This window comes from Aquibacillus saliphilus, from assembly GCF_020404745.1.
In the GTDB taxonomy this organism is placed as follows: Bacteria; Bacillota; Bacilli; order Bacillales; family Amphibacillaceae; genus Aquibacillus; species Aquibacillus saliphilus.
The window spans coordinates 254285-276664 of sequence record NZ_JAIZAP010000001.1 but is presented as its reverse complement, the minus strand read 5'-3'; the positions used below and the strand labels follow the sequence as shown (position 1 = coordinate 276664).

Here is a 22380-nt window from a genome sequence, read left to right as displayed (position 1 = left end):
AGTAGAGGGAATCGGGTTTTTTAGAGTGTTAACATTAATTATCTAATACGACCACCTTTGGATTTTCTTTGGCATTAATCCCTTTTTCTAATATTTCCATCACTGTTAATAATTCTTTATCTTTAACTATCTTATCTTTTCATTGATGATTGCATCGTAAAGGTTATCATAACTTTGCCGTAATCACCTAATGGAGTAACAATTGTTTCCACCTTATCATTCCCGTTATTGTCGATGAAGCTAACTTTAGCATAAGCATCTTCACTATCTACTCCAACACCACTTTCATTAGGTTTCATTCCCGCTTTAAGACATTCTTCTTGTTTATCTATGCCAAACTTAAGATAGCTACGATTTTTACCATGGACAGTGAATTTTGGATAAGGCAATTTAACTAAATGGTTTGTTTTTACAATAGCTTTCTCAGGCCTTCCAAACAGAGAAATCACCTGATCGAGTAAATGAACACCTAAACCATAAAAGGCGCCATCATAATAGAGAGCATTATTGTTAACCCTTTATCTAGTAGCTAAATCTAGCAATTCCTTTGTAGTATATTAGAAGATAAGCAAATACAACTTATTTCTAGATCAGTCGTAAACTCAATATTTTCGTGATGATACTAATTTTCTAATTCTGGTTTTCTAGTTCGGTTATAAATCTTACTAACTTCCATTCTTTCGTTTAGTAATACATATGGTAAGTGATAACGATTAGTGCTTTTACCAAAACCAATAAATCCCATTTTAAGCATGAGATTCCTCCTAATTGTCTAGTTAAAAGTTTGTACTAATATGCAATCTATTTGTTTTGATATTTATTTTTTATTTAGCACCTTTTTGATAATAAGAATTGTTAATGCTAGTATCACATAGACCAAGAAGAATACGATGAAACCCCATAATCCTATTACAGCATCAGCAAATTCCATATTCCCTCTGTTTGTAATGGCTTGTTGAATCTCTATTGCAAAAACTAATACGATCATTACTGTAAACGTATAAATAAAAGAAAATACAGTAGTACTTATTTTTAATTTATCTAGAAGCTTAAAAAAGGTATAAACAAAGAAAAATGTCACAATTCCGATAATTCCTATTATCCAAAAATGTAGTTGCTTATCATTCAAGTTGAATCCCAGCAGTTGGAACAGAACGATTAGAACATCATGACCCTCGTTAACTATATCTGCCATTAATTGAATAGCTTCTCTCATCATCTTTTCAACCTCTCTAGCATTCTAAAAATAATCATTTAACTCTATTAGGTAGTTAAACATGGCTAGCAATAGAAATGGTCGTATGATCAATTTTAACTAGATCCCACGAGGTAACGATACCAATCGGTTTTTGCTTTATAGAACCTGTTTCAGTAATGATTATAGCTTCTAATTTTAAGTTCTCATCAAAACTAGCCTCAAAAGTCCCTTCCAAATCGTAGATTGTACTTTCTCTATGTAAAAACCTAACATTGTGTTTCTTTTCATTTTTAAGTACGTCCAAAGCGGAAACCTTTTCAAAAGAAATTGTATTATTAATTAAATTACAGGCAATCCAGTTGGCAATTCCACCCTCAGTCAAGAGGCCTTGAAACCCACTGTCATCATATATAGGAAACTGCGAAAAACCTTTTTCTTTTATCTTATTTAAAATTTCTTTCAAGGGTGTAATAGTTAAGTATGTAGTTACTGGTTGAGATGCAACTGAAAGCGCCATAGGAGGTTTATATAATAATTCGCAAATTGTTTCAATCTCTTCAACAATTTCTTTATGTGGCTCAGCTATATAAAAGTCATTTTTAATTTTGCGGTGAACTAATGCGTTTCGCAAGTGTCCAAACTGACGAAGAATATCATAATTATACTTTACGACATTATGAAGTTTTTTTGCTTGGTGTAATACCTCGCCATAAGGAACATGCCTTCTTGATGAGAATACTAAATCTATTAATTTATTATGAATTCTGTTATATGCTGCTTCAAATCTATGCACATTTTCTCCATGTATAACCGGCTCCATGTGTTCAACTCCTTAACATGATAGTAATATATTAACATAATTATCTAAATGTTTAACTAGTCAATAAGAATCAGAGGTGGAAATAAACCAGTTCATTGAAAGAAGTCATTTTTGGGGTTGCTTTTTTTAAAAAACAAGAAAAACTCAAAATGTTTGAATTTTTCAATTACAATTTCTTGTTTTCTTGGTCGTTTTAATAATAGAATGGTTACATAGATTAATTTTTTATAAAATACATGGAAAATTTCTAAAATAATTTTTCGACAAGGAGACATAAGAAATGGTAGATAAAACAATCAATGTAACACTAACAAAAGATAAAAAAGAAAAGCCCGCTGCTGAGAAACTAGAATTTGGTAAGGTTTTTACAGACCATATGTTCATTATGGATTACATAGAAGGCAAAGGATGGCACGATTCAAGGATTGTACCATATCAATCGATTACTTTAGATCCAGCAAGCATCGTATTTCATTATGGTCAAACAGTATTTGAGGGACTAAAAGCATATGTTACAGAAGATGGAGAAGCACGTCTATTTAGACCTGATAAAAATATGCAACGTCTAAATCGTTCAAATGAACGCATGTGTATTCCACATATTGATGAGGATCTAGCTCTAAATGCGATTAATGAACTAGTAAGTATCGAGAAAGAGTGGATTCCAACAGCACCTGGTACATCCCTTTATATTCGACCCTTTATTATTTCTACCGAGGCTTATTTAGGAGTAGCACCATCTAAAAGTTATCAATTTTTGGTGATATTATCACCTGTTGGTGCTTACTATAAAGAAGGAATTAACCCAGTCAAAATTGCAGTCGAAGATAACTTCGTCCGGACGGTAAAAGGTGGTACAGGTGAGGCTAAAACAGCAGGTAATTATGCATCTAGCTTAAAAGCACAAGAACTTGTTGCTGATAAAGGATATGCCCAAGTCTTATGGTTGGATGGTGTAGATAAAAAGTACATCGAAGAAGTAGGTAGTATGAATGTATTTTTTAAGATAAACGGTGAAGTCGTAACACCAGCCTTGAATGGCAGTATTTTAGAGGGTGTGACAAGAAACTCAGTGATCAGACTTTTAAATCATTGGGATATTCCTGTTGCAGAACGCAAAATATCAATGGAAGAAGTGCATCAAGCATACAAGAACGGACTATTAGAAGAAGCTTTTGGTGCTGGTACTGCTGCTGTCATCTCTCCAATAGGTGAATTATCTTGGCAAGGTGAGCAATTAATTATTAATGACCGGAAAACTGGTAATGTATCTAAAAGACTGTATGATACACTTACAGGTATTCAATATGGCACAGTCGAAGATTCATTCGGATGGATTGACGTAGTAAAATAAATTACTTGAGTCATGGAAGGGCATTCTAAAAGGGATGCTCTTTCTTTTAATTTAAATAAATGAGAGGACGAATGGAATGAAACTTAGCATATTAGACCAATCACCTATAATAACAGGAAAGACTTCCAGGGAAGCTCTTCTTGCCTCTGTTGAACTTGTCAAAAGTGCAGAACAATTAGGATATACACGGTACTGGATTGCAGAGCATCATGGCACTTCTACCTTAGCCAGTTCTGTACCTGAGGTTATGTTAGGTTATATAGGTGCAAATACAAAAAAAATTAAAATCGGCTGTGGTGCTGTGTTATTACCTCATTACAAGCCTTACAGAGTAGCAGAAACCTATAATATGCTACAAACTTTATTTCCAAATCGAATCGACCTTGGAATAGGGAGGGCGCCAGGTGGATCTGCTGAAGCTTCGATAGCATTATCTGGTAACTTTCTTGAGAATGTGAAAAAAATGCCAGAATCCATTTCCGATTTAACACATTTTATCAACAATGATTTCCCTGAAAATCATTTTTACTCAAGTACAATAGCTGCACCATTACCTGAATATCCGCCAGACATATGGATTTTAGGGACAAGTATTAAAAGTGCAAAACTAGCGGCAGAAACAGGGGCTGCCTATGCATTTGGGTATTTTATGAGCGATAATGACGGTGTAGAAATTGTTCAGACTTATCAGCAAAACTTTAAATCAAGAAACGGAGATAGTGAACCTTACACTATCGTCACGGTTGCAGCTATTTGCGCTGAAACTAATGAAAAAGCTATGAAAATACGAGAGAAAACAAAATCAACTATTCAGCAAAACTCTGATGAAAAAAAGTTAGTCGAAAGAAGGAATGAAAAGGTAATTGTGGGCAATCCTAATTCGGTCAAAGAGCAACTTAAAGAAATAAAAGAAATTTATCAAGCAGATGAAATTATGATTGTAACTATTACCGATGATTATCAAGAACGGTTAACATCGTATGAATTAATAGCTAATCATGTATTAACTTAAAGGCCTCTCTTTCATATTTTAAAGCTTTTTTATTTTTCAAATTCTTAAATTAAGTGCGTCGGTGTATTTTTTTTTGACAAAAAACCATTCTATTTAAGGAATGATTTTTTAAGTGTTGCTTATATTAAGAATACAGCTAAGGTGGAGATGGATACATGGCCAAGAAACCAAAAGAAGGATTAGTGATATTAGCAATAGGATCTATACCTTTAATTATGACTTTAGGAAACTCAATGCTAATACCTATTTTGCCTAAAATGGAGTCAGAACTGAACCTTAGCTCATTTCAAGTAAGTTTAACAATCACCATTTTCTCTATTACTGCAGCAATATTCATTCCGATATTCGGCTATTTTTCCGACCGATTCACACGGAAAATCATTATTGTTCCAGCCTTAATTATTTACGGATTAGGAGGTCTGTTAGCTGGAGTAGCATCTGCTTGGTTTAGTAGTGCTTATTTATGGATAATGGTTGGAAGAGCATTGCAAGGTATTGGAGCAGCTGGTACTGCACCGATAGCCATGGCTCTTACAGGTGACTTGTTTAAAGGCGGGGATCAAAGTAAGGTATTAGGATTACTTGAAGCCTCAAATGGTTTTGGAAAAGTTTTATCTCCAATTGTTGGATCTCTTTTAGCATTAGTGGTTTGGTATGGGCCGTTTTGGGGATTTCCATTGTTTTGCTTATTGTCGGTATTATTAACTATCTTTTTTATTAAAGAAAAGAAAAAGAAAAAAGCTCCTCCACCAATAGGTAAATACATTAAAGGATTATTTTCTGTTTTTAAACAGGAGGGAAGATGGTTGTTTACTGCCTATTTGGCTGGAGCAACATGTTTATTTACTCTTTTTGGCATACTATTTTATATATCAGATGTCTTGGAAAAAGAACATGATATTGATGGTGTATTAAAAGGTGCTATATTAGCTATACCACTTTTATTCTTAATGATTACATCATTTATAACTGGAAGTAAAATCGGGAAAAATTTAAAAGTAATGAAAGCATTAATTATTATTGGATTATTACTTATGACAACTTCATTTGGCACCCTAGTATTTTTTGAAAATTTAATACCCTTTTTTGCTGTTCTAGTTTTTAGCAGCATAGGCACAGGATTGGTATTACCTTGCTTAAACAGTTTAATAACAGGTTCTGTCGGGAAGTCGAGAAGAGGTTTTGTTACATCACTGTATGGTTCAGTTCGATTCCTAGGAGTAGCCGCAGGCCCTCCTATATACGGCTGGTTAATGGGGTGGTCAAAAACTGGGATGTTTCTATCTACTGGAGGCTTGACACTAGTTGTTGCATTTTTATGTTTAATCATGATTCACGTTAAAGATAAATCAAATGATGATTCTAATGGTTCATCTGAATCGTTATTTAAAAAGGTACAACTAACTACTGAATAATAGGGAGGACTTGTTTTGCAAATTTATTTTTCTCCAGAATTCTTAAAAGAAGATGCACAAGTGTTAAATATTGTCGATGATAAAAATAAGGCAGTAGGTTATATGGCTTTTTTGATTGAGGAAAAAAAGATGTATGTTTATGGTCAATTAGAAGAGGAGGGTGTATATCAAGACTTTAAGGATCTTGTAAATCCTTATCTACAAGGCTTAACTAAGTTAAAGCCAGATCTGGACGTATATACATACTTGTCTGTAGGTGGAAAAAAAGTAGAACTGGACGAACAAGAAAGTAATCAATAAACATTCAGCACTACGACAACTTTAACAACAACAATTATTTCTTTCTCCAAATCATTGATGGAACGGTATAGAGATTCCGTTTTAAGTTATAAACAAAATCGACTATCCTTGTTGAAATCCATTGTGATAGGAGTGCCTGAATAACAATTTCCCATGCAATGATAGATGCAGTAAGTAAAAATATAAACCCATTTAATAATAAAAGGGGCTTTCCAGGAGGTATGCTCCGGTAATTAGAAATAATAAGCGCGATTACGCCCATTCCACCATTAGACACCTTTTGTCTTAGTAATATTCCTACTCCTGTTCCTAATATAATGGAACCGATAATTAAATCAACCCAGACATTTTCACGGTGAGTAAAGACATCCATACTAAAAACATGTAAACTGATTGAAGTAATAGTAATCGTAAACATTGTTCCTATTGTACTCGCGTTACCTAACCATTTAATTGCTAATACTAATAATGAAAAATTTACAAGCCACAGGGCAAAGCTCAATGGAATACTAAACCAGTAATTAAGTAATACTGCAATACCACCGGCACCGCCAGAAGGAATAGCATGTGGAAAAAGAAATAAAGCCATAGCCATTCCTTGAATAAAACTACCACATGTAATAATAAGATATGATCTAAGTATCTTTCTCATGTTAAACCCAAAGGTTGCAATTAGTTGATATTAAGTTAGGTCGCATAGACAGATTCTCCTCTTTACCCAATGTATAACTTGTCCTCACTCCATTGTATTTATATAAAACTAAAGTTATGTTAACCATTTTCTCACAACATTCGAATTAATTTCATAATTACCTTATGCGGATGAGAATTGCAAGAATCAGTAATATAAGATTGACTTATTAAAATAATAATTGAAAAATTCTAGTATTTCATTGACTTTATCGCTCAACTAAAGCATAATAATTTTTAATATAGCTACTTGCTTTGATAAGGGCCAGTAAATAGACTAGATACGGAAGAGAGTGGAATTCACCGGCTGTAAAATTCCATCGTTTATCTATCTATTGAACCTATCCTTTGAGCTGTCGGCAGAATACACCGACCGTTTCCCACGTTAACGGGAATAGAGCGGACATTTACTGTTTTTTAGTTATGTCAATTAAGGTGGTACCGCGGAATATAAACTCTTTTTCCGTCCTTTTACAATTAACTGTAGAAGGATGGAAAAAGAGTTTTTTTATTATGTTAGTAAATAAGGACGTGATAGTGTTGGCTAAAAAAAGAGTAGTAGTTAAAATTGGAAGTAGTTCTTTAACAAATGGTAATGGTCAGCTGAGTAAGACAAAAGTGATGGAGCATGCTGCATCAATTGCGAAGTTGAGAAATCTAGATTATGAAGTGATTTTGGTATCTTCTGGAGCAGTTGCAGCTGGATTTAGTGATCTAGGTTATCCAACAAGACCTGTCACCTTAGCCGGTAAACAAGCGGCAGCAGCAGTGGGGCAGGGATTATTAGTTCAAGCATACACAGAAGAATTTAAAACACATCAAATAGCCACCGCTCAATTACTGCTAACAAGGGATGTTTTTGTAAATGAGCAGCAGTACAGCAATGCTTATTCAACATTAAAAGAACTATTAAAAAGGGCCGTGTTACCTATCATTAATGAGAACGACTCAGTTGCTATTGATGAACTTACATTTGGTGATAATGATATGTTATCTGCCTTAGTGAGCGGATTAGTCCGTGCGGATTTCCTTATCATCTTAACCGACATTAATGGTTTTTATGACGAAAACCCACATGTTAATCCTTTAGCAAATAAATATGATTACTTAAAAGTTATAACAGAGGACTTGATTCAACAAGCGAATGTAGAATCAACTTCAGGTGTTGGTACCGGTGGGATGAAATCAAAACTTTTAGCTGCAAAAACAGCGTTATCTCTTGGTGTGAATACTTTTGTTGGGTCTGGAACTGATCATGATAAATTAATTGAAATTATGAACGGGAATGGTGATGGTACATATATTGGTGGAAAACTCACACATAAGTTTCGCAAACAAAAACAATGGATTGCTTTTCATTCATCAGTATGTGGCCAACTAATTGTTGATAGTGGAGCTGAACATGCAATAGTATTCGAAGGTAAAAGTTTATTGCCAGCAGGCATCAAGTCTGTTTTAGGAGATTTTAATGTAGGAGATGTAGTCGAACTAGTTAACTTAGATAGGGAAGTAATTGCAAAAGGCCAGGTTAACTATACCTCTCTTGAATTACAACAGATAAAAGGGCTGTTAAGTAAAGATGCGATGAATAAAACAAATCAATCAAAGCCAGAAGCTGTTCATCGTGATCGACTGGTCTTATCACTGAAGGAGGTTATTTTATAGTGATTTGATGTTGAAGGTTGAAATTCTAATTTAAGATACCGACCTAACAAACACAAAATTTTAGGTTATAACTAGCTGGCACTTCTTCTATTTAATCATACATGGTAGAATAGAAACCGGGTTACTATTAGCTTATACATAAACAATTAGCTGTTAAAATCAATATATGTAAGGAGAATTAAAATGGAAAAAACTTTAATCTTTGGACACAAAAACCCAGATACGGATACAATTTGTTCTGCAATAGCATACGCTCAACTAAAAAAAGAGCTAGGAGCTGATGTTGAGGCAGTACGTTTAGGCTCAATTAGTGGCGAAACTCAATTTGTATTAGATCATTTTAACATGGATGCACCAAGACTTGTTGAAACGGTATCTAATGAAGTGAATAAAGTTATTTTGGTTGATCATAACGAAAAACAACAAAGTGTAGACGATATTGACCAGGTTCAGATTATGGAAGTAATTGATCACCACCGAATTGCAAACTTTCAAACAAGTGACCCCTTATATTATCGTGCTGAACCAGTTGGTTGTACCGCAACCATACTAAACAAACTTTATAAAGAAAATAATGTAACAATTAAAAAAGAGGTAGCGGGATTAATGTTATCCGCTATTATTTCTGATTCTCTATTGTTTAAATCTCCAACTTGTACAGAAGAAGATGTTGCTGCAGCGCGCGAACTAGCAGAAATAGCGGATGTTGATACTCAAGATTATGGTTTAAATATGCTTAAAGCAGGAGCAGATCTAAGTGATAAAACCGTATATGAACTAATTTCATTAGATGCAAAAGAATTTTCTATGAAAGATAGTAAAGTAGAGGTTGCTCAAATAAATACAGTCGATACAAAAGAAGTATTAGAAAAACAACAAGAAATTGAAGTGGCTATTAATAAGGTAATTGATGAAAAAAGATTAGATTTATTTGTCTTTGTTGTTACAAACATCTTAACAAACGATTCTGATGTCTTAGCACTTGGTAAAAGTAGCAAGGTTGTTGAAAAGGCGTTTAATGTTACATTAGAGAATAACATTGCTACACTAAATGGTGTAGTATCACGAAAAAAACAAATTGTTCCTTATCTTACGGACGCATTTTAATAAAAAACCAGTACATTACGTATAGAAATATTAAGAAGACAACTGCCTAAGATAGGCAGTTGTCTTCTTAATTGTATAATTCAACATAAGAGGAAAGGTGATTTTGCACTGATCAAATGGCAATCTTCAATAACCTTATCCCATTCCGTATCGGTGTGGTTTCTATATCATTTCTGATATTGGCTAATTTTTCTAAAATTTTTGAAAATAACTAGTTTTATAATTATTCTGAGTATGATAACATTAGTCTAACTATTTCAATTTTCATGGGAAGGATACAATTATGAGTACAAAATTAAATCCAATTCAAATTAAGGATATTATTATTGCTAATCAAGTTTTAAAAGACGTTGTTGTAAAGACACCATTGCAAAAAGACACAATTCTTTCTGATCGTTATGATTGTAATGTCTATTTAAAACGAGAAGATTTACAAGTAGTAAGGTCGTTTAAAATTAGAGGGGCTTACAATTTCATGCAAAGTTTAACTAAAGAAGAACTTGCTAATGGTGTAGTCTGTGCAAGTGCCGGAAACCACGCTCAAGGCGTCGCATACTCCTGCAAAGCATTGGGAGTTAAAGGGCGAATATTCATGCCTAGTACGACACCACGCCAGAAAGTTTCAAGAGTGGAGTTTTTTGGCGGGCCTTTTGTAGAAATCGTTTTAACAGGGGACACATTTGATGATTCCTTTTATACTGCTAAAGAGTATTGCGATACAAATAGCATGGCCTTTATTCATCCATTTGATGATTACAGAACAATAAACGGTCAAGGGACAATCGGACTCGAGATTATTGATAGTATGGAAGAACCTATTTCTCATGTTTTCATGGGCATTGGGGGAGGAGGGCTAATTTCTGGAGTTGGCTCTTATGTTAAAAGTATTAGTCCGGATACAAAAATTGTTGGTGTTGAACCAGCTGGTGCACCAGGAATGCAGAAATCATTAGAACAAGATAAAGTAGTAACACTTGATTATATTGATAAATTTGTTGATGGTGCAAGTGTTAAGCAAGTCGGTAACCTTACTTTTGAAATTGCTAAAGAAGTCATTGATGATATTGTTGTAGTTCCAGAAGGGAAGGTATGTACAACAATTCTAGACTTGTATAATGAGAATGCAATCGTCGCTGAACCAGCAGGAGCTCTTCCTGTAGCAGCCCTTGATTATTATAAAGATCAAATAAAGGGGAAAAATATTGTTTGTATCATTAGTGGGGGAAATAATGACATAGATCGAATGCAAGATTTTAAGGAGCGCTCACTCATTTATGAGGGCTACAAGCATTATTTTATTGTTAATTTTCCTCAACGTGCAGGAGCTTTAAGAGAATTTATGGATGATGTGCTAAGTGAAACAGATGATATTACTCGCTTTGAATATACAAAAAAGAATAATCGAGATAAAGGCCCTGTACTAGTTGGTATTGAGCTTCAAGAAAAAAATGACTACCATCAACTCATAAATCGTATGGAGAATAAAGGATTTTCGTATATTGAAATAAACAAAGATGCTAATTTATTTAATCTTTTAATTTAACAATTGTAATAATTATATTAAAAAAAGGATCAGCAAGTCGCTGATCCTTTTTGGTTATCTTTTTCTATTCAACTACTAACTTCGCTTCCATGGATTCGTGACCTTCACCACATGGAATAGTACATTTAATAGTGTATTCACCAGGCTCAAGACTTGCAGTAGCTGAACCTTCACCGTCGATTGAAACATCAGCACCTTCTACTTCTATACCATGATGTCCTTCTTCATTTTTAAGATTTATTGTTACGTCACCTGCAGGTACAGTGTATGTGTCTTGATCGAATTCCCAATTTGTAGCTACAAGATCGACTGTGCTTGCAGTTCCGCTTCCTTCAGAGTTACCTTCACTTGCATTATCATCGCCGCCACAAGCTGCCAAAACTAAAATCAAAAGTGTGAACGATGCTGTTACTATAACCTTTTTCATTGTAAATTCCTCCTAGAGTTTTTAATTTAATGTTCCTTACAAGTATTAATATACATACTTTTTAAACCTTTAGGTTTGATATAAATCACACTTTGTGCGACTGTCATAAAATTGACACATAGATACTTTCGTAAGTTATCCTAACTAATCTTTTTGAACTTCATCAAACTCTGATTGATCAATAAAAATTAATTGCAACAAATAGATAATTATACAAGCTGCAATAGCCAAAGATCCGAAGCCTACTGTTTTTTGTTCCACTAATAAATAGTTGTTACATACCTGACTTTCTGAACCAATGTATATCCATCCCATTATAAGAAACATTAAAATGAAATATACAAAGGTAATGTCCTTTCCAACAGACGCGAGTTTTTTCCAGCTATCACGGAGAGGAACCCCAGCCAAAAGAGGCAAACTAATAAATTTGAAAATCTCGACAGCCTGGATAGTGATTGCTTCATCCATAGCTCTAGGAATCATCCAATAACTCCAGACTATAATGAAAAGAATTATCCCAGGAACACCGTTGCTATTCCATTTTTCGAAAAATCTCGGGAACTTCAATTGGAAGAAACGCCCCATTAAAAATCCTGATGCAATCAACAATGGCATCTGCATGTGCATATGCACAATCATAATTGACTCTAATAAGTTCGCAACCGGAGGAAGAGCTAGAAAAAGATACAAAACTAATCCATATTTTGCTAGTTTCATGACTATTCCTCCACCTTATTGTCTAAATAGGATAAGACAGTATTTGAGGATTTTTCAATCTCAGTAAAATCCATCATTTCAATTAAATGACCTTGCTGTCCAATCAGATAGAAGGCCGTATTATGTTGGAAATTACCATAACCGTCAGGAATAACAATGACACCCAGACGTTCTAAAAGTGCATCAAGTTCTGCTTGATCGTTTATTCGAGCCATCCGCCAGGTTTCACCGTCACTTCCAAAGTAACTTCTATATTTTGTCAATGTTTCCGGATCATCACGGGTTGGATCAAAACTAATACTTAAAAAAACAATATCTTCACCTATATATTTGCTTGGTATTAGATCATAGACTTCAGCCATATTTAACTCTAATTGTGGACAAACAGTGCCACAATTTGTGTACATAAATGTAATAAATACGTATTTACCTTCAGCAAATTCGTCAAACGTATACGTTCTATTGCTACTATCTTGTAAAGTTACTGATGGAAAATTCGGCTTATTTTGAATTAGCTCATATGTTCTAGCACTTTCTGCAGTAAAGGCCCGATATCCATCCGTTCCTAGAAAGAATAACACTATTCCAAATGATATGACAAGAATAATACTTACAACGGTGGGCTGGATTTTAATCATAATCTTCACATCCTAAATGCAATTTCCAAGACTAATTTACCATGTTCTGATTGGTGGTGACCCAGGAGGTGCATTTAAAATCATATCAACGATTGGTACAACATACGCCATCGCAACTACTGCGAGTAACAGTACAATCCAAAGCCCCCAACGTTCCGTCCACATAGGTGCTGGAGTTGCGTCATCTTCCGGTTCAGCAACTGGATATTCTGTGAGACCTTTTGGAGCGAAAAACATCATGTTAAATACTGCGTAAACCTGAATAATAACGCCAATTAACAGGAGTGTTGCTCCAACTGCAAATAACATTTCAAATGGTATCCAGCCTGCAGCCGCTTCATGACCTCCATATGTTGTATCGGAAGTACGTCTTGGGTCACCTAGTAGTCCAACGATATGCATCGACCCAGACATGATTATCATACCAACAGTCCAAATAACTGTCTGAATAATACCTAATTTATTCATTTTTGGAGTTAATTTACGTTTTGCTAAATATGGAATTAACCAATAACAAATGCCGAAGAATGTTAGAACTACTGAAACACCAACAGTAATATGAAAATGTCCAACAACCCACATAGTATTATGAATTACTTGGTTTAGTTGATTACTAGTGTTAACAATCCCACCAGCTCCACCAAAAATGAAACTAATCATAGCGATCATCGGTGCTAGGAATCGTACATCTCCCCATGGCAACTTTTTCAGCCAGCCGAGTAGACCTTTTCCACCTAGTTTTCTTCCTGTTCTTTCAAATACTGCAAACATAGCGAATGCAGTCATGAGTGAAGGTACTGCTATTGATAGACTCATGAATACATGTAAGAATTTAATCGACTGCGAGATAGCTGGATCAATAATTTGATGGTGAAAACCACCAGGAATGTTTAAAACAACTACTAATATAACAACAAGTCGAATTAATTTATCACTAAAGTGTCGACCACCAATAATTTTTGGTACAAACACGTACCATGCAGATATTGCTACAAGGTACCAAATATTAACTAATGTGTGTCCGAACCACCAAAACAACGTACGACCGACCATAACATTAGTTGTTTCTACCAGACCCATTGACCAAGGAATTAGAGTGAAAACCTCAATAGTCACACCTATAGTTGCAAAAAACCATAATACAAATACAGCCATTGTGAAATATGCTAATAACGGTGTTACTTGACCGGGATGATTTTTTCTCCAATGACGATAATTTATAAACACACCAGCACAACAAGCCCATATTCCTAGTACAACAAACACTAATCCTATATAGAAGATTGGGTGTGCTGCAAGTGGTGGATAAAACGTATATAAGACAGATGCTTCATTTAATACAATCATGGTAACTGCCATTGCTACACCTATTATCATTAAGACAAAGCCTACCCATGCGAATTTACGAACTTTAGGAAGTAGTCCACCTAAGGCATGGGAAAGATTGGCATATAGATAGCCGATTGAAAATGTAGCAGTAAATACAAGTAGTAATAAAAGTCCGTGTGCTGTTAACACTTGGTAATAATTTAACCATGATGGTAAATCAATAAGTCCTGCACGTTCTAGTCCTTGTACTAATCCTAGTATCCCACCGATTAATAATGACACGAATGCGACAGTCAGATAAGACAGTGACACTTTTGCATCTAGTGGATTAACACCCAATATTTTCTTAGGATCTTGACGAATTGTTTCTTTTAATGATTGTTCCATTATATTTCACTCCTTTACTTGACAGTAATTGTAGTACTCATTGCTTGGTGCCCGATACCACAATATTCATTACAGATAACTAAATAATTACCAGGCTCATCAAACGTGTGTGAAATTTTTTGAATATGTCCTGGCATAACCATTGCATTGATGTTTGTACCTGGGACTTGGAAACCATGTGTCACATCTTTTGAAGTCATTACAAATTCAACTTCCGCTCCTACTGGTACTTCAATATTGCTTGGAGTAAATCCAAAAGATTGTAATATCATAACTACTTCATATTTATTTTCACCTGTTTCAAAAACACCAGGCTCATCAAAAGGAGCTGTTTCTTCCACTTTTTGTGGATCAATGGTTTCAGAGTGACTTGGCGGTCCCATCCCCATTGCAAATGTTTGATAACCAATAATTATCATAAATACAACTAAAATACCGACACTTACTATCATCCACATTTCCTCTAACCGATGTTGCATATCCTTACCCCCTTTATACTCTTTCCATGTAGATCCAAAATACTGCTACCCACATGACTACGATTACTGCTGCAACAAAACCTACGGAAACCAGTGTACCTCTTAGTGATTTTTCATCATCATTATTCAACTGTTTTTCAGACTTAATAGCTTCTGTTGTTTTCATCTGGAATCACCCCCGTTTGTTAATCTCCTATCTTAGTTTCATGTGATTTTTCACAACTTCACTAAGAATGTAAGTTAAGTTTATCGATTATATGAAAGCTTAGTAGTGAGGTAGGTCACTATAGTTCAGGACTTATATCACTGTTGCATGTTCTTATGAGGAAAAAGGAAGGTTATAACCATTTACACGTGGATAAAAAGGTTTTCGAGTTACTGTCACAAAATCGTAAAAGTCGGGAAATTTCAACTTTATTTATAAAAAATAATAAAAGACGTCATGAATTCATTTACATTCATGCCGTCTTAAAAGTCTCATAATATAGCAGTTGGGAATATGAGGTGATTTAAATTAGGAGAGAATTTTAGAAAGAGGGAGGAAAAAGGTGAGTTATCACTATGTATGAAGGAAGACGATTGTCCTCACTTCAAATGGCAAGCTGTTTAATAGGTTTTACTATCTGATCACCAAGTATCATTGTTTTTGATGAACAGTCAAAATGTTCTTTATAGGTTAATAACAGCTCATCATAAAAATCTTTAAGAAGTTTAACCCTATCTATGATTTCGGAAGAAAATAAACCGGAACGATTTACTAGAATGTTATCATATTTGTTAACTAGCTGTTTTGTCTTTCTAATCATTTTTTGCGCTTGCCTGATTTTATATATGTCATCTAATTCTCGAAGAAACAATTCAATATCTTTATCTAGATATTCACGTACCTTTATATTTATTTCTGATTTATTATCAGTAACTTCTCCAAATATGAACTGATTAAGCATAATAAAATCAGACTTTTGTGGCTGATTTAAGAAACTTAAATAGATTCGAAGCGTATTATAAGCATCAAACATAGGGTTATGTTTTTGACCTATAAATCTTAGATCATATAAATCTAGAGCATTTTCTACAGAAAGGTTACTTTTTGATACCCTTTTAGATAAAATTGCTTGAAAATCAACATAGCGTTCTTCGATTTTACTAATTGTAGTTGAAGAAACATTATGTTTGTCTGCATCTAACTTTAGCCGTGTTAAATCGCTTTTTGACCAAGAAAAAAAACGTGATCGCTTGACTCCTCCCACCCACGATAGAAAATCAAAAAACACTTCCTCGAAGTTTCGTGCTCCAATTAAGTCTATATCTTCAATTCCAGTTAATCTTTTACAAAACGCACTAAGTGGCTTTAACTGAGTAGGGCGGATGAATTGATCAAAATAAGTGATATTTTCAGTTTCAATTTCAAACTTTACAGCACCAAGTCGAATAGCTTCCATATCTTCAAAAGGCATACCACGATTAGAACAGAGCATTTCAAAATCAAAAAAGACAAAGTACTTCATTTCAGCCATATAAACACCTCCTTACTTAACAAGCTATTATAAAGGATACATTAACTACTGTGAAGGAGTAATTGTTTCCAATAACCATCATTAATTTAAATTTATTCCGCCATGTCGCAAGGATAGAAACGATTGGAATTGTGATAAGAGATAGAAAGAATAATAGAATAAATTGTCGTCACAACAGCTTTTTCTTCGTCATTAGCATATCTAGAAAATAGAATAGTAGCTAACATAAACGTTGGCATTGCAGGCTGTATAATAATATTCATCATTAAATCATCAAGATATGTAAAAGAAATTATAGTAATAATTAATAACCGGAAAGACAGTGACAACCACATACCAGAATTTTCTTATAAGTGGTCGAATTAACATGCCAACTTAGATCATAGTTAAAGGGAGCAACGATACCAGATAACATTCCCGTTAGTTTCTTGAAAAATTCAGGTGGTTTAAAGCCAGTGAACGTAACGAAGAATGGTTTGTTTGATAAGGATATCTAGACAATCTATAGGGGTAATTTAATCCTAATAAAAGTTAAACAAACGTTTGATCAATTTTTAAAATAGATATTATTCCATTATTTGGTCATAATAAAAACACCCTTTTAATGGAGATGTTTATTATGACAATTTATCGTCTTGGCTACGTTGCAATGAGTGTACATGTGAAAAACAGCTCACCCTCTAAAACTATGACATATACAAGCTTTAGTCAACATGCTGATCGTGAAGCAGCTATTAGGAAGTTGGAAAATATCGCGAATACAAATATTGAAAATTCGCTTCGTTTACTAAAACATAATAAAGCATTCGGAATATCTTTATTCAGACTGAGTTCAAGACTAATTCCACTTGCTACACATAAAGATTTAGAAGACTGGGATTTTATAAATCCTACAAAAGAAATGTTGCAAGAACTTGGAAATTACGCAATTAGGAATGACATGCGAATAGATTTTCACCCTGATCATTTTGTTGTTCTAAACTCACCAAAATCAGAAGTAGTTAAAAGTTCGGTAAAGAACTTGAAATATCATTTTGATTTATTAAATGCAATGGGATTGAACCCTAGACACCGATGCGTGTTACACACAGGTGGTAGTTATGGAAATAAGGAAAATGCTTTAGAACGTTTTATTGAAAATTGGGGCCGTATGTCTCAAAGATTACAACAAATGATTATTCTAGAAAATGATGATAAAACATTTAATACTGAAGATGTTCTATACCTATCAGAAAAACTAGCAGTACCTCATGTATTTGATATTCATCACCATCAAGCGAATAACAATAATTTAGATTGGACGATTTACTGGGATCGGATTATTAAAACTTGGAGTGATTCTAAGTTTCCTGTGAAAATTCATTTATCAAGTCCAAAAAGTGAAAAGCAGTTTCGTCATCATGCTGATTATGTTGATCCTAAAATGTTTCTTTCATTTATCCATGAAGTAAAAGGAAGTGTTGACACGGTTGATTGTATGATTGAAGCCAAGAAAAAAGATGATGCACTATTTCAATTAGTTAGAGAGTTAAAGGAAGATAAATCGATAAAATGGATAAACGAAAGTACGTTTGAATTAAACTAAGAATATAAAGGTGAGTTATTTATAAATAAGTTTTTGACTCTCGAATCAAATTGTTTGGAAGGTATGATTAGTTGTTGTTATTATAAAGAGTATATATGGGGTTTACTTGGTTACGAAATCGCCTGATGTTTATCTGATTTCAAAATGAGAGCCACCATGAATGAATAAAATCTTAGAAGATTATAAGGTGAAATTTTAACTATTGTTGTCTTTTCTGAAGTGAAGAACTAGCTACGGAGTTTAATTCATGCATAACCGAATTAGGAAAGTAAAAAGATAATATGGAGGCTTAATTTTGATGAAGGTTGTTAATAACATGACTGAATTAATTGGAAATACTCCAATTGTAAAATTAAATAAACTTGTACCTGAAGATGCTGCAGATGTATTTGTAAAGCTAGAGATGTTTAATCCATCAAAAAGTGTAAAAGACCGTGCAGCTAACAACATGATTAAGGTTGCAGAAGAACAAGGATTGATTAAACCTGGGGATACAATTATTGAACCTACTAGCGGAAATACAGGAATTGGTTTAGCTATGGTAGCAGCTGCAAAAGGTTATAATGCCATCTTAGTGATGCCGGATAACATGACGAAAGAAAGAATCAATATATTAAAAGCATTCGGAGCTAAGGTAGTCTTAACTGATAGCGCTAAAAAAATGCCTGGCGCTATCAAAAAGGCAACTGAATTGCAAAAAGAAATCCCTGGAAGCTTTATACCCCAACAGTTTGAAAATAGGGCAAATCCTGATATTCATCGTACTACAACAGCAAAAGAAATCTTTCAACAAATGGATGGCGAGTTAGATGCTTTTGTTGCTACAGCTGGCACAGGAGGAACTGTGACAGGTACGGGAGAGACATTAAAGGAATTGATTCCAGGGTTATACATTGCTGTAGTTGAACCAAAGGGTTCTCCGGTGTTGTCAGGTGGTAAACCTGGTAAACATAAATTAGTGGGTACTAGTCCCGGATTTATTCCGGAAATTTTAAATACGTCTGTCTATGATGAGATAATTCAAATAGAGGATGACCAAGCAGTTTCAATGTTCAAAAAACTTGCTGCTACAGAAGGCATTTTTGCTGGACCTTCTGCTGGTGCTGCTGTATATGCTGCTATCGAAGTAGCCAAACGATTAGGAAAAGGGAAAAAAGTTGTTTGTATAGCTCCAGACACAGGTGAACGTTACCTTAGTATGAATCTTTTTGAGTAAAACTAACGAAAGAATAGATTGTTATTTTTACATTCTAAAATATAGTAAAAATGGAAATAATAATTGGAACGACACACCTTGAATAAAACTCATTAATGAGATACATTGAAAAGCATATAGAAGATTTTTTATATAGTCTTAAATAATTTTTGTACCTGAACCTGGTAGATAGAGAGAAAAGGGAGGGTTAAGACTATGAATAATTTGTTCGCTTATGGTCTAATTGTTTTAGGTGCGTCATTCTGGGGATTAACGGGGCTATTTGTCCAATATTTGTATAGCTTTGGATTTTCACCTATGGAAGTTGTTACAATTCGCTTAACTGTATCAAGTATTATTCTTTTAACGGTTCTTTATGTATTTTCGCCTAGCTATTTAAAGATAAACTTAAAACATCTTCCATATTTTTTTGGGTTAGGTGTTATTAGTATCGCTTTTTTTAATTGGGCTTATTTTGCAGTAATTGAGAAAGCGTCATTATCAATCGCAGTAATTATGGTATATACATCTCCAGTATTCGCGTCAATTATTGCAAGACTGCTTTTTAAAGAACTCGTTACGTATCAAAAAGCTATAGCTATTTTATTAACAATAGTTGGCTGTAGCTTTGTATTAGAATTATTACCAAGTGGTGTTCCAAGCGTTTCAATAACTACAATATTGTTAGGTGTATTGTCAGGACTTTTCTGTTCACTATATAGTATTATAGGAAAACATGTTAGTCACATTTATCATCCAATCACTATTACAATATATTCAATGATATGCGGAAGTATCTTTATGGTTCCTACCAGTAAAATATGGATGAAAAAGGAACTATTTCTAAATTGGGAAGTATGGGGACACATTTTGGGTATTTCTGTCATTTCCACTATATTTGCGTATATTCTTTATACGATAGGCTTAACTTATGTTGAGTCTAGCAAAGCCTCAATTTTATCTTCTGTAGAGCTCATCGTGTCAGTTATGCTAGGAATTCTATTATTTAACGATCCAGTCAATGGATGGCAGTTGTTAGGTTTCGTATTAGTATTTTTGTCTTTAATCCTGACTGTTTTATCAGTAGGGAAACGAAAAATAATGAAAGAATACTAAAGCCGTTAAACCAAAAGAGAAGGGTAAGTACAGACAATTGTCTTAAATACTTATCCTTCTCCTTTTTAAAACTGTATTTTCAGAAGATTCTCTGTAATTTGATGCAATTGTAACAATACTATTTAGTAAGTTAAGATGATTTTTATAAATATAACAATTAGATTAATCTTATACAAAGCGCAGGATTACTTCCTGGAAATTCAGTTTATTTCTGATATTTAGAAAGGACCTGGTCCAAATCCGCCGCCAACTCCTGGTCCATGGTATCCGTATCCGCCAGGTGCTGGCCCACCGAATCCAGAATATCCGTATCCACCATAGCCGTGTCCTGGTCCATGGTATCCGTAACCATAGCCAGGACCAGGTCCGGGGTAACCAAAACCTTGAGCTGGATATCCACCAAAATTGGGACCATACGTACCACCTAGATAACCTAAGCCTAAGCCAACTAGGCCTGCACCCAGTGGACTGATACCAGAATATCTATAATCATTTTCAACGATGCCATAGGGATGCACGTCAGGATTAAAGTTTTGATACATCAAGAATTTCTCCTTCCTACCCTGAAAACAGGGTATATGACGAATGGGTTATGCCTAATTATCATATGAAGAACAGCTAAATCTGTTATGGACAGGAGCCTATTTATTTCATATTAATTAAACACTGATTTAAAAATTCTAGAAAGGAGAATTCTAATGTTAAAAGTAAAAATGTTGGTACAAACAAGTTACAACGGAGATATCCTTAGAGAAGGTAAAGAATATCTAATCCCCAAAAAAACTGCTGAGCGTTGGCATGCTAGTAGGCTTGCTAAAATCTTGAATGAAGAATGAAATATTTATTTTAGTAAGGAGCTTGAGTTAGGAAATCATTTGAATATCATTTACAAACGAACATTCGAGTAAGAAGAGTAGGTTTAATAGGAGAAGTGAAACAACTTTCAATAGATATCAATATTCCTAGTTTTCTTCATTGCATGAAGTAAACACTGTTTAACTGTCTAATTTGAATATTTAGCTAATTCAGCTTCCGAAATTGGTTTAACCCCCATAGTACCGTTAGAACCCATTACAAGATTAGGTTTTCATGATTTGTTTTACAGAGCATATAAATCTCCAGTTGTTAATTGAAACATGCATTTACTATCCGCACTATTGGAGTTGGTTTGTTATCTTAGAAAAATTTAGGAATGGTAAAGTAATTATTACTGTAATTCTGTTGCTTATCTATTTACTGATTTTAGCCTATTTATTATTTTTTTCAAATTATCGTAATAGTGTCCATGGAATTATTGATTATAATATTATTCCACTCAAGTCTATTATTTCTTACTTTGTTAATTTCAATGGAATTACGATTCAGTTAGCAACAGATAACCTGTTCGGAAATATTTTTGCTTTCATACCTCTTGGTTTATTACTTCCTATGATTTCTAATTTGTTTCTCTCTTATCGAAAAATTTTAACGGTTGCCTGTTTAACTTCACTATTAATCGAAATTACTCAATTCATTAACCGGGTTGGCACGTTTGATATTGACGACATATTACTTAATACAACAGGTGCAATCATAGGGTATAGTATCGCTTTAGTTATTATCCAACTAGTATATAACAAGAAGAGACAGTCGTTTTAGTTTGGAAAAATTTACTATTGTAAGTAATCAACTTCTAGTGTATTATACAAATACAGGCTGCGATGTACGTAATGATAACTAAGTTTTAACCTTTATACGTTAATAGGGAGTTTTACATTGAACTGAAATATCAAGCCGTCGTTTGAGCGGAAGATAGGAAAGTTTCTGCAAACACCCACTTTGTGAAGTGGTGGTTTAAAACTTTATTATGTGACTTACGGCAATTGTGGCTGTTAACTTTACTATAA

The 22380-nt window shown here is 34.1% G+C and carries 26 protein-coding genes, 1 other RNA gene and 1 other annotated feature; of the genes, 13 read left to right on the top strand and 14 right to left on the bottom strand.

The window, feature by feature from the left end:
- Positions 1-131: 131 nt before the first annotated feature.
- The 4 genes from LD272_RS01525 to LD272_RS01510 form a co-directional block, all read right to left on the bottom strand.
- On the bottom strand, positions 132-299 hold the full coding sequence (locus tag LD272_RS01525; protein WP_226034816.1) for a hypothetical protein: 168 nt from the start codon (positions 297-299) through the stop codon (positions 132-134).
- 323 nt (positions 300-622) lie between these two features.
- The gene (locus LD272_RS01520) at positions 623-754 is read right to left on the bottom strand and encodes a hypothetical protein (RefSeq protein ID WP_439647370.1); all 132 of its coding nucleotides are present in this window, start codon (positions 752-754) and stop codon (positions 623-625) included.
- A gap of 63 nt (positions 755-817) precedes the next feature.
- The gene (locus LD272_RS01515) at positions 818-1216 is read right to left on the bottom strand and encodes a hypothetical protein (protein ID WP_226035011.1); all 399 of its coding nucleotides are present in this window, start codon (positions 1214-1216) and stop codon (positions 818-820) included.
- 55 nt (positions 1217-1271) lie between these two features.
- Entirely contained in the window at positions 1272-2018 is a 747-nt protein-coding gene (locus tag LD272_RS01510; RefSeq protein WP_226034815.1) for a CBS domain-containing protein, read from the bottom strand.
- 280 nt (positions 2019-2298) lie between these two features.
- Between LD272_RS01510 and LD272_RS01505 the strand changes: the two genes are divergently transcribed.
- The 4 genes from LD272_RS01505 (at position 2299) to LD272_RS01490 (ending at position 6099) form a co-directional block, all read left to right on the top strand.
- A complete protein-coding gene (locus LD272_RS01505; protein ID WP_226034814.1) occupies positions 2299-3372 on the top strand; it encodes a branched-chain amino acid aminotransferase in 1074 nt (357 codons plus the stop codon).
- 76 nt (positions 3373-3448) lie between these two features.
- A complete protein-coding gene (locus LD272_RS01500) occupies positions 3449-4384 on the top strand; it encodes an LLM class flavin-dependent oxidoreductase (protein WP_226034813.1) in 936 nt (311 codons plus the stop codon).
- Between the two features lie 155 nt (positions 4385-4539).
- On the top strand, positions 4540-5799 hold the full coding sequence (locus LD272_RS01495) for an MFS transporter (RefSeq protein WP_226034812.1): 1260 nt from the start codon (positions 4540-4542) through the stop codon (positions 5797-5799).
- Between the two features lie 15 nt (positions 5800-5814).
- A complete protein-coding gene (locus LD272_RS01490) occupies positions 5815-6099 on the top strand; it encodes a hypothetical protein (protein ID WP_226034811.1) in 285 nt (94 codons plus the stop codon).
- Between the two features lie 34 nt (positions 6100-6133).
- Here LD272_RS01490 and LD272_RS01485 read toward each other — a convergent pair whose 3' ends face one another.
- A complete protein-coding gene (locus LD272_RS01485) occupies positions 6134-6751 on the bottom strand; it encodes a YitT family protein (RefSeq protein ID WP_226034810.1) in 618 nt (205 codons plus the stop codon).
- 284 nt (positions 6752-7035) lie between these two features.
- Positions 7036-7263 (top strand) — a binding site (T-box leader).
- A 66-nt stretch (positions 7264-7329) separates the two neighbouring features.
- Between LD272_RS01485 and proB the strand changes: the two genes are divergently transcribed.
- The 3 genes from proB (at position 7330) to ilvA (ending at position 11104) form a co-directional block, all read left to right on the top strand.
- A complete protein-coding gene (proB, locus tag LD272_RS01480; protein ID WP_226035010.1) occupies positions 7330-8454 on the top strand; it encodes a glutamate 5-kinase in 1125 nt (374 codons plus the stop codon).
- Positions 8455-8637: 183 nt separating this feature from the next.
- Positions 8638-9561 carry a manganese-dependent inorganic pyrophosphatase gene (locus tag LD272_RS01475; protein WP_226034809.1) on the top strand — a complete coding sequence of 308 codons (924 nt, stop codon included), beginning with the start codon at positions 8638-8640 and terminating at the stop codon, positions 9559-9561.
- Positions 9562-9844: 283 nt separating this feature from the next.
- Positions 9845-11104: a threonine ammonia-lyase IlvA gene (ilvA, locus tag LD272_RS01470; RefSeq protein ID WP_226034808.1), complete on the top strand. Its 1260-nt coding sequence runs from the start codon at positions 9845-9847 to the stop codon at positions 11102-11104.
- 64 nt (positions 11105-11168) lie between these two features.
- Here ilvA and LD272_RS01465 read toward each other — a convergent pair whose 3' ends face one another.
- The 8 genes from LD272_RS01465 to LD272_RS01430 form a co-directional block, all read right to left on the bottom strand.
- Entirely contained in the window at positions 11169-11531 is a 363-nt protein-coding gene (locus LD272_RS01465) for a cupredoxin domain-containing protein (protein ID WP_226034807.1), read from the bottom strand.
- Positions 11532-11675: 144 nt separating this feature from the next.
- The gene (locus LD272_RS01460; protein ID WP_226034806.1) at positions 11676-12248 is read right to left on the bottom strand and encodes a hypothetical protein; all 573 of its coding nucleotides are present in this window, start codon (positions 12246-12248) and stop codon (positions 11676-11678) included.
- A gap of 2 nt (positions 12249-12250) precedes the next feature.
- Entirely contained in the window at positions 12251-12886 is a 636-nt protein-coding gene (locus LD272_RS01455) for an SCO family protein (RefSeq protein ID WP_226034805.1), read from the bottom strand.
- Between the two features lie 36 nt (positions 12887-12922).
- On the bottom strand, positions 12923-14602 hold the full coding sequence (locus LD272_RS01450) for a cbb3-type cytochrome c oxidase subunit I (protein WP_226034804.1): 1680 nt from the start codon (positions 14600-14602) through the stop codon (positions 12923-12925).
- A 14-nt stretch (positions 14603-14616) separates the two neighbouring features.
- Positions 14617-15081, bottom strand: a complete 465-nt coding sequence (locus tag LD272_RS01445; RefSeq protein WP_226034803.1) for a cytochrome c oxidase subunit II — start codon at positions 15079-15081, stop codon at positions 14617-14619.
- Between the two features lie 13 nt (positions 15082-15094).
- Positions 15095-15247, bottom strand: coding sequence for a cytochrome c oxidase subunit 2A (locus LD272_RS01440; protein ID WP_226034802.1), 153 nt, complete (start codon positions 15245-15247; stop codon positions 15095-15097).
- Positions 15248-15671: 424 nt separating this feature from the next.
- Positions 15672-16598, bottom strand: coding sequence for a 3'-5' exonuclease (locus tag LD272_RS01435; RefSeq protein WP_226034801.1), 927 nt, complete (start codon positions 16596-16598; stop codon positions 15672-15674).
- A gap of 92 nt (positions 16599-16690) precedes the next feature.
- Positions 16691-16861, bottom strand: a complete 171-nt coding sequence (locus LD272_RS01430) for a hypothetical protein (RefSeq protein WP_226034800.1) — start codon at positions 16859-16861, stop codon at positions 16691-16693.
- Between the two features lie 356 nt (positions 16862-17217).
- Here LD272_RS01430 and uvsE point away from each other — a divergent pair, with 356 nt between their 5' ends.
- From uvsE to LD272_RS01415, 3 genes are all read left to right on the top strand, one after another.
- Entirely contained in the window at positions 17218-18183 is a 966-nt protein-coding gene (uvsE, locus tag LD272_RS01425) for a UV DNA damage repair endonuclease UvsE (RefSeq protein WP_226034799.1), read from the top strand.
- A 298-nt stretch (positions 18184-18481) separates the two neighbouring features.
- Positions 18482-19399, top strand: a complete 918-nt coding sequence (cysK, locus tag LD272_RS01420; protein ID WP_226035009.1) for a cysteine synthase A — start codon at positions 18482-18484, stop codon at positions 19397-19399.
- Between the two features lie 195 nt (positions 19400-19594).
- Complete coding sequence (locus LD272_RS01415) at positions 19595-20494, top strand: DMT family transporter (protein WP_226034798.1); 900 nt, start codon at positions 19595-19597, stop codon at positions 20492-20494.
- Between the two features lie 218 nt (positions 20495-20712).
- Here the strand turns inward: LD272_RS01415 and LD272_RS01410 are convergent, their stop codons facing one another.
- Positions 20713-21036, bottom strand: coding sequence for a hypothetical protein (locus tag LD272_RS01410; RefSeq protein ID WP_226034797.1), 324 nt, complete (start codon positions 21034-21036; stop codon positions 20713-20715).
- Positions 21037-21192: 156 nt separating this feature from the next.
- Here LD272_RS01410 and LD272_RS01405 point away from each other — a divergent pair, with 156 nt between their 5' ends.
- From LD272_RS01405 to ssrS, 3 genes are all read left to right on the top strand, one after another.
- Complete coding sequence (locus tag LD272_RS01405; RefSeq protein WP_226034796.1) at positions 21193-21330, top strand: hypothetical protein; 138 nt, start codon at positions 21193-21195, stop codon at positions 21328-21330.
- A gap of 253 nt (positions 21331-21583) precedes the next feature.
- A complete protein-coding gene (locus tag LD272_RS01400) occupies positions 21584-22132 on the top strand; it encodes a VanZ family protein (RefSeq protein ID WP_226034795.1) in 549 nt (182 codons plus the stop codon).
- Between the two features lie 51 nt (positions 22133-22183).
- Positions 22184-22369, top strand: a non-coding RNA gene (ssrS, locus tag LD272_RS01395) — 6S RNA.
- Positions 22370-22380: the final 11 nt, after the last annotated feature.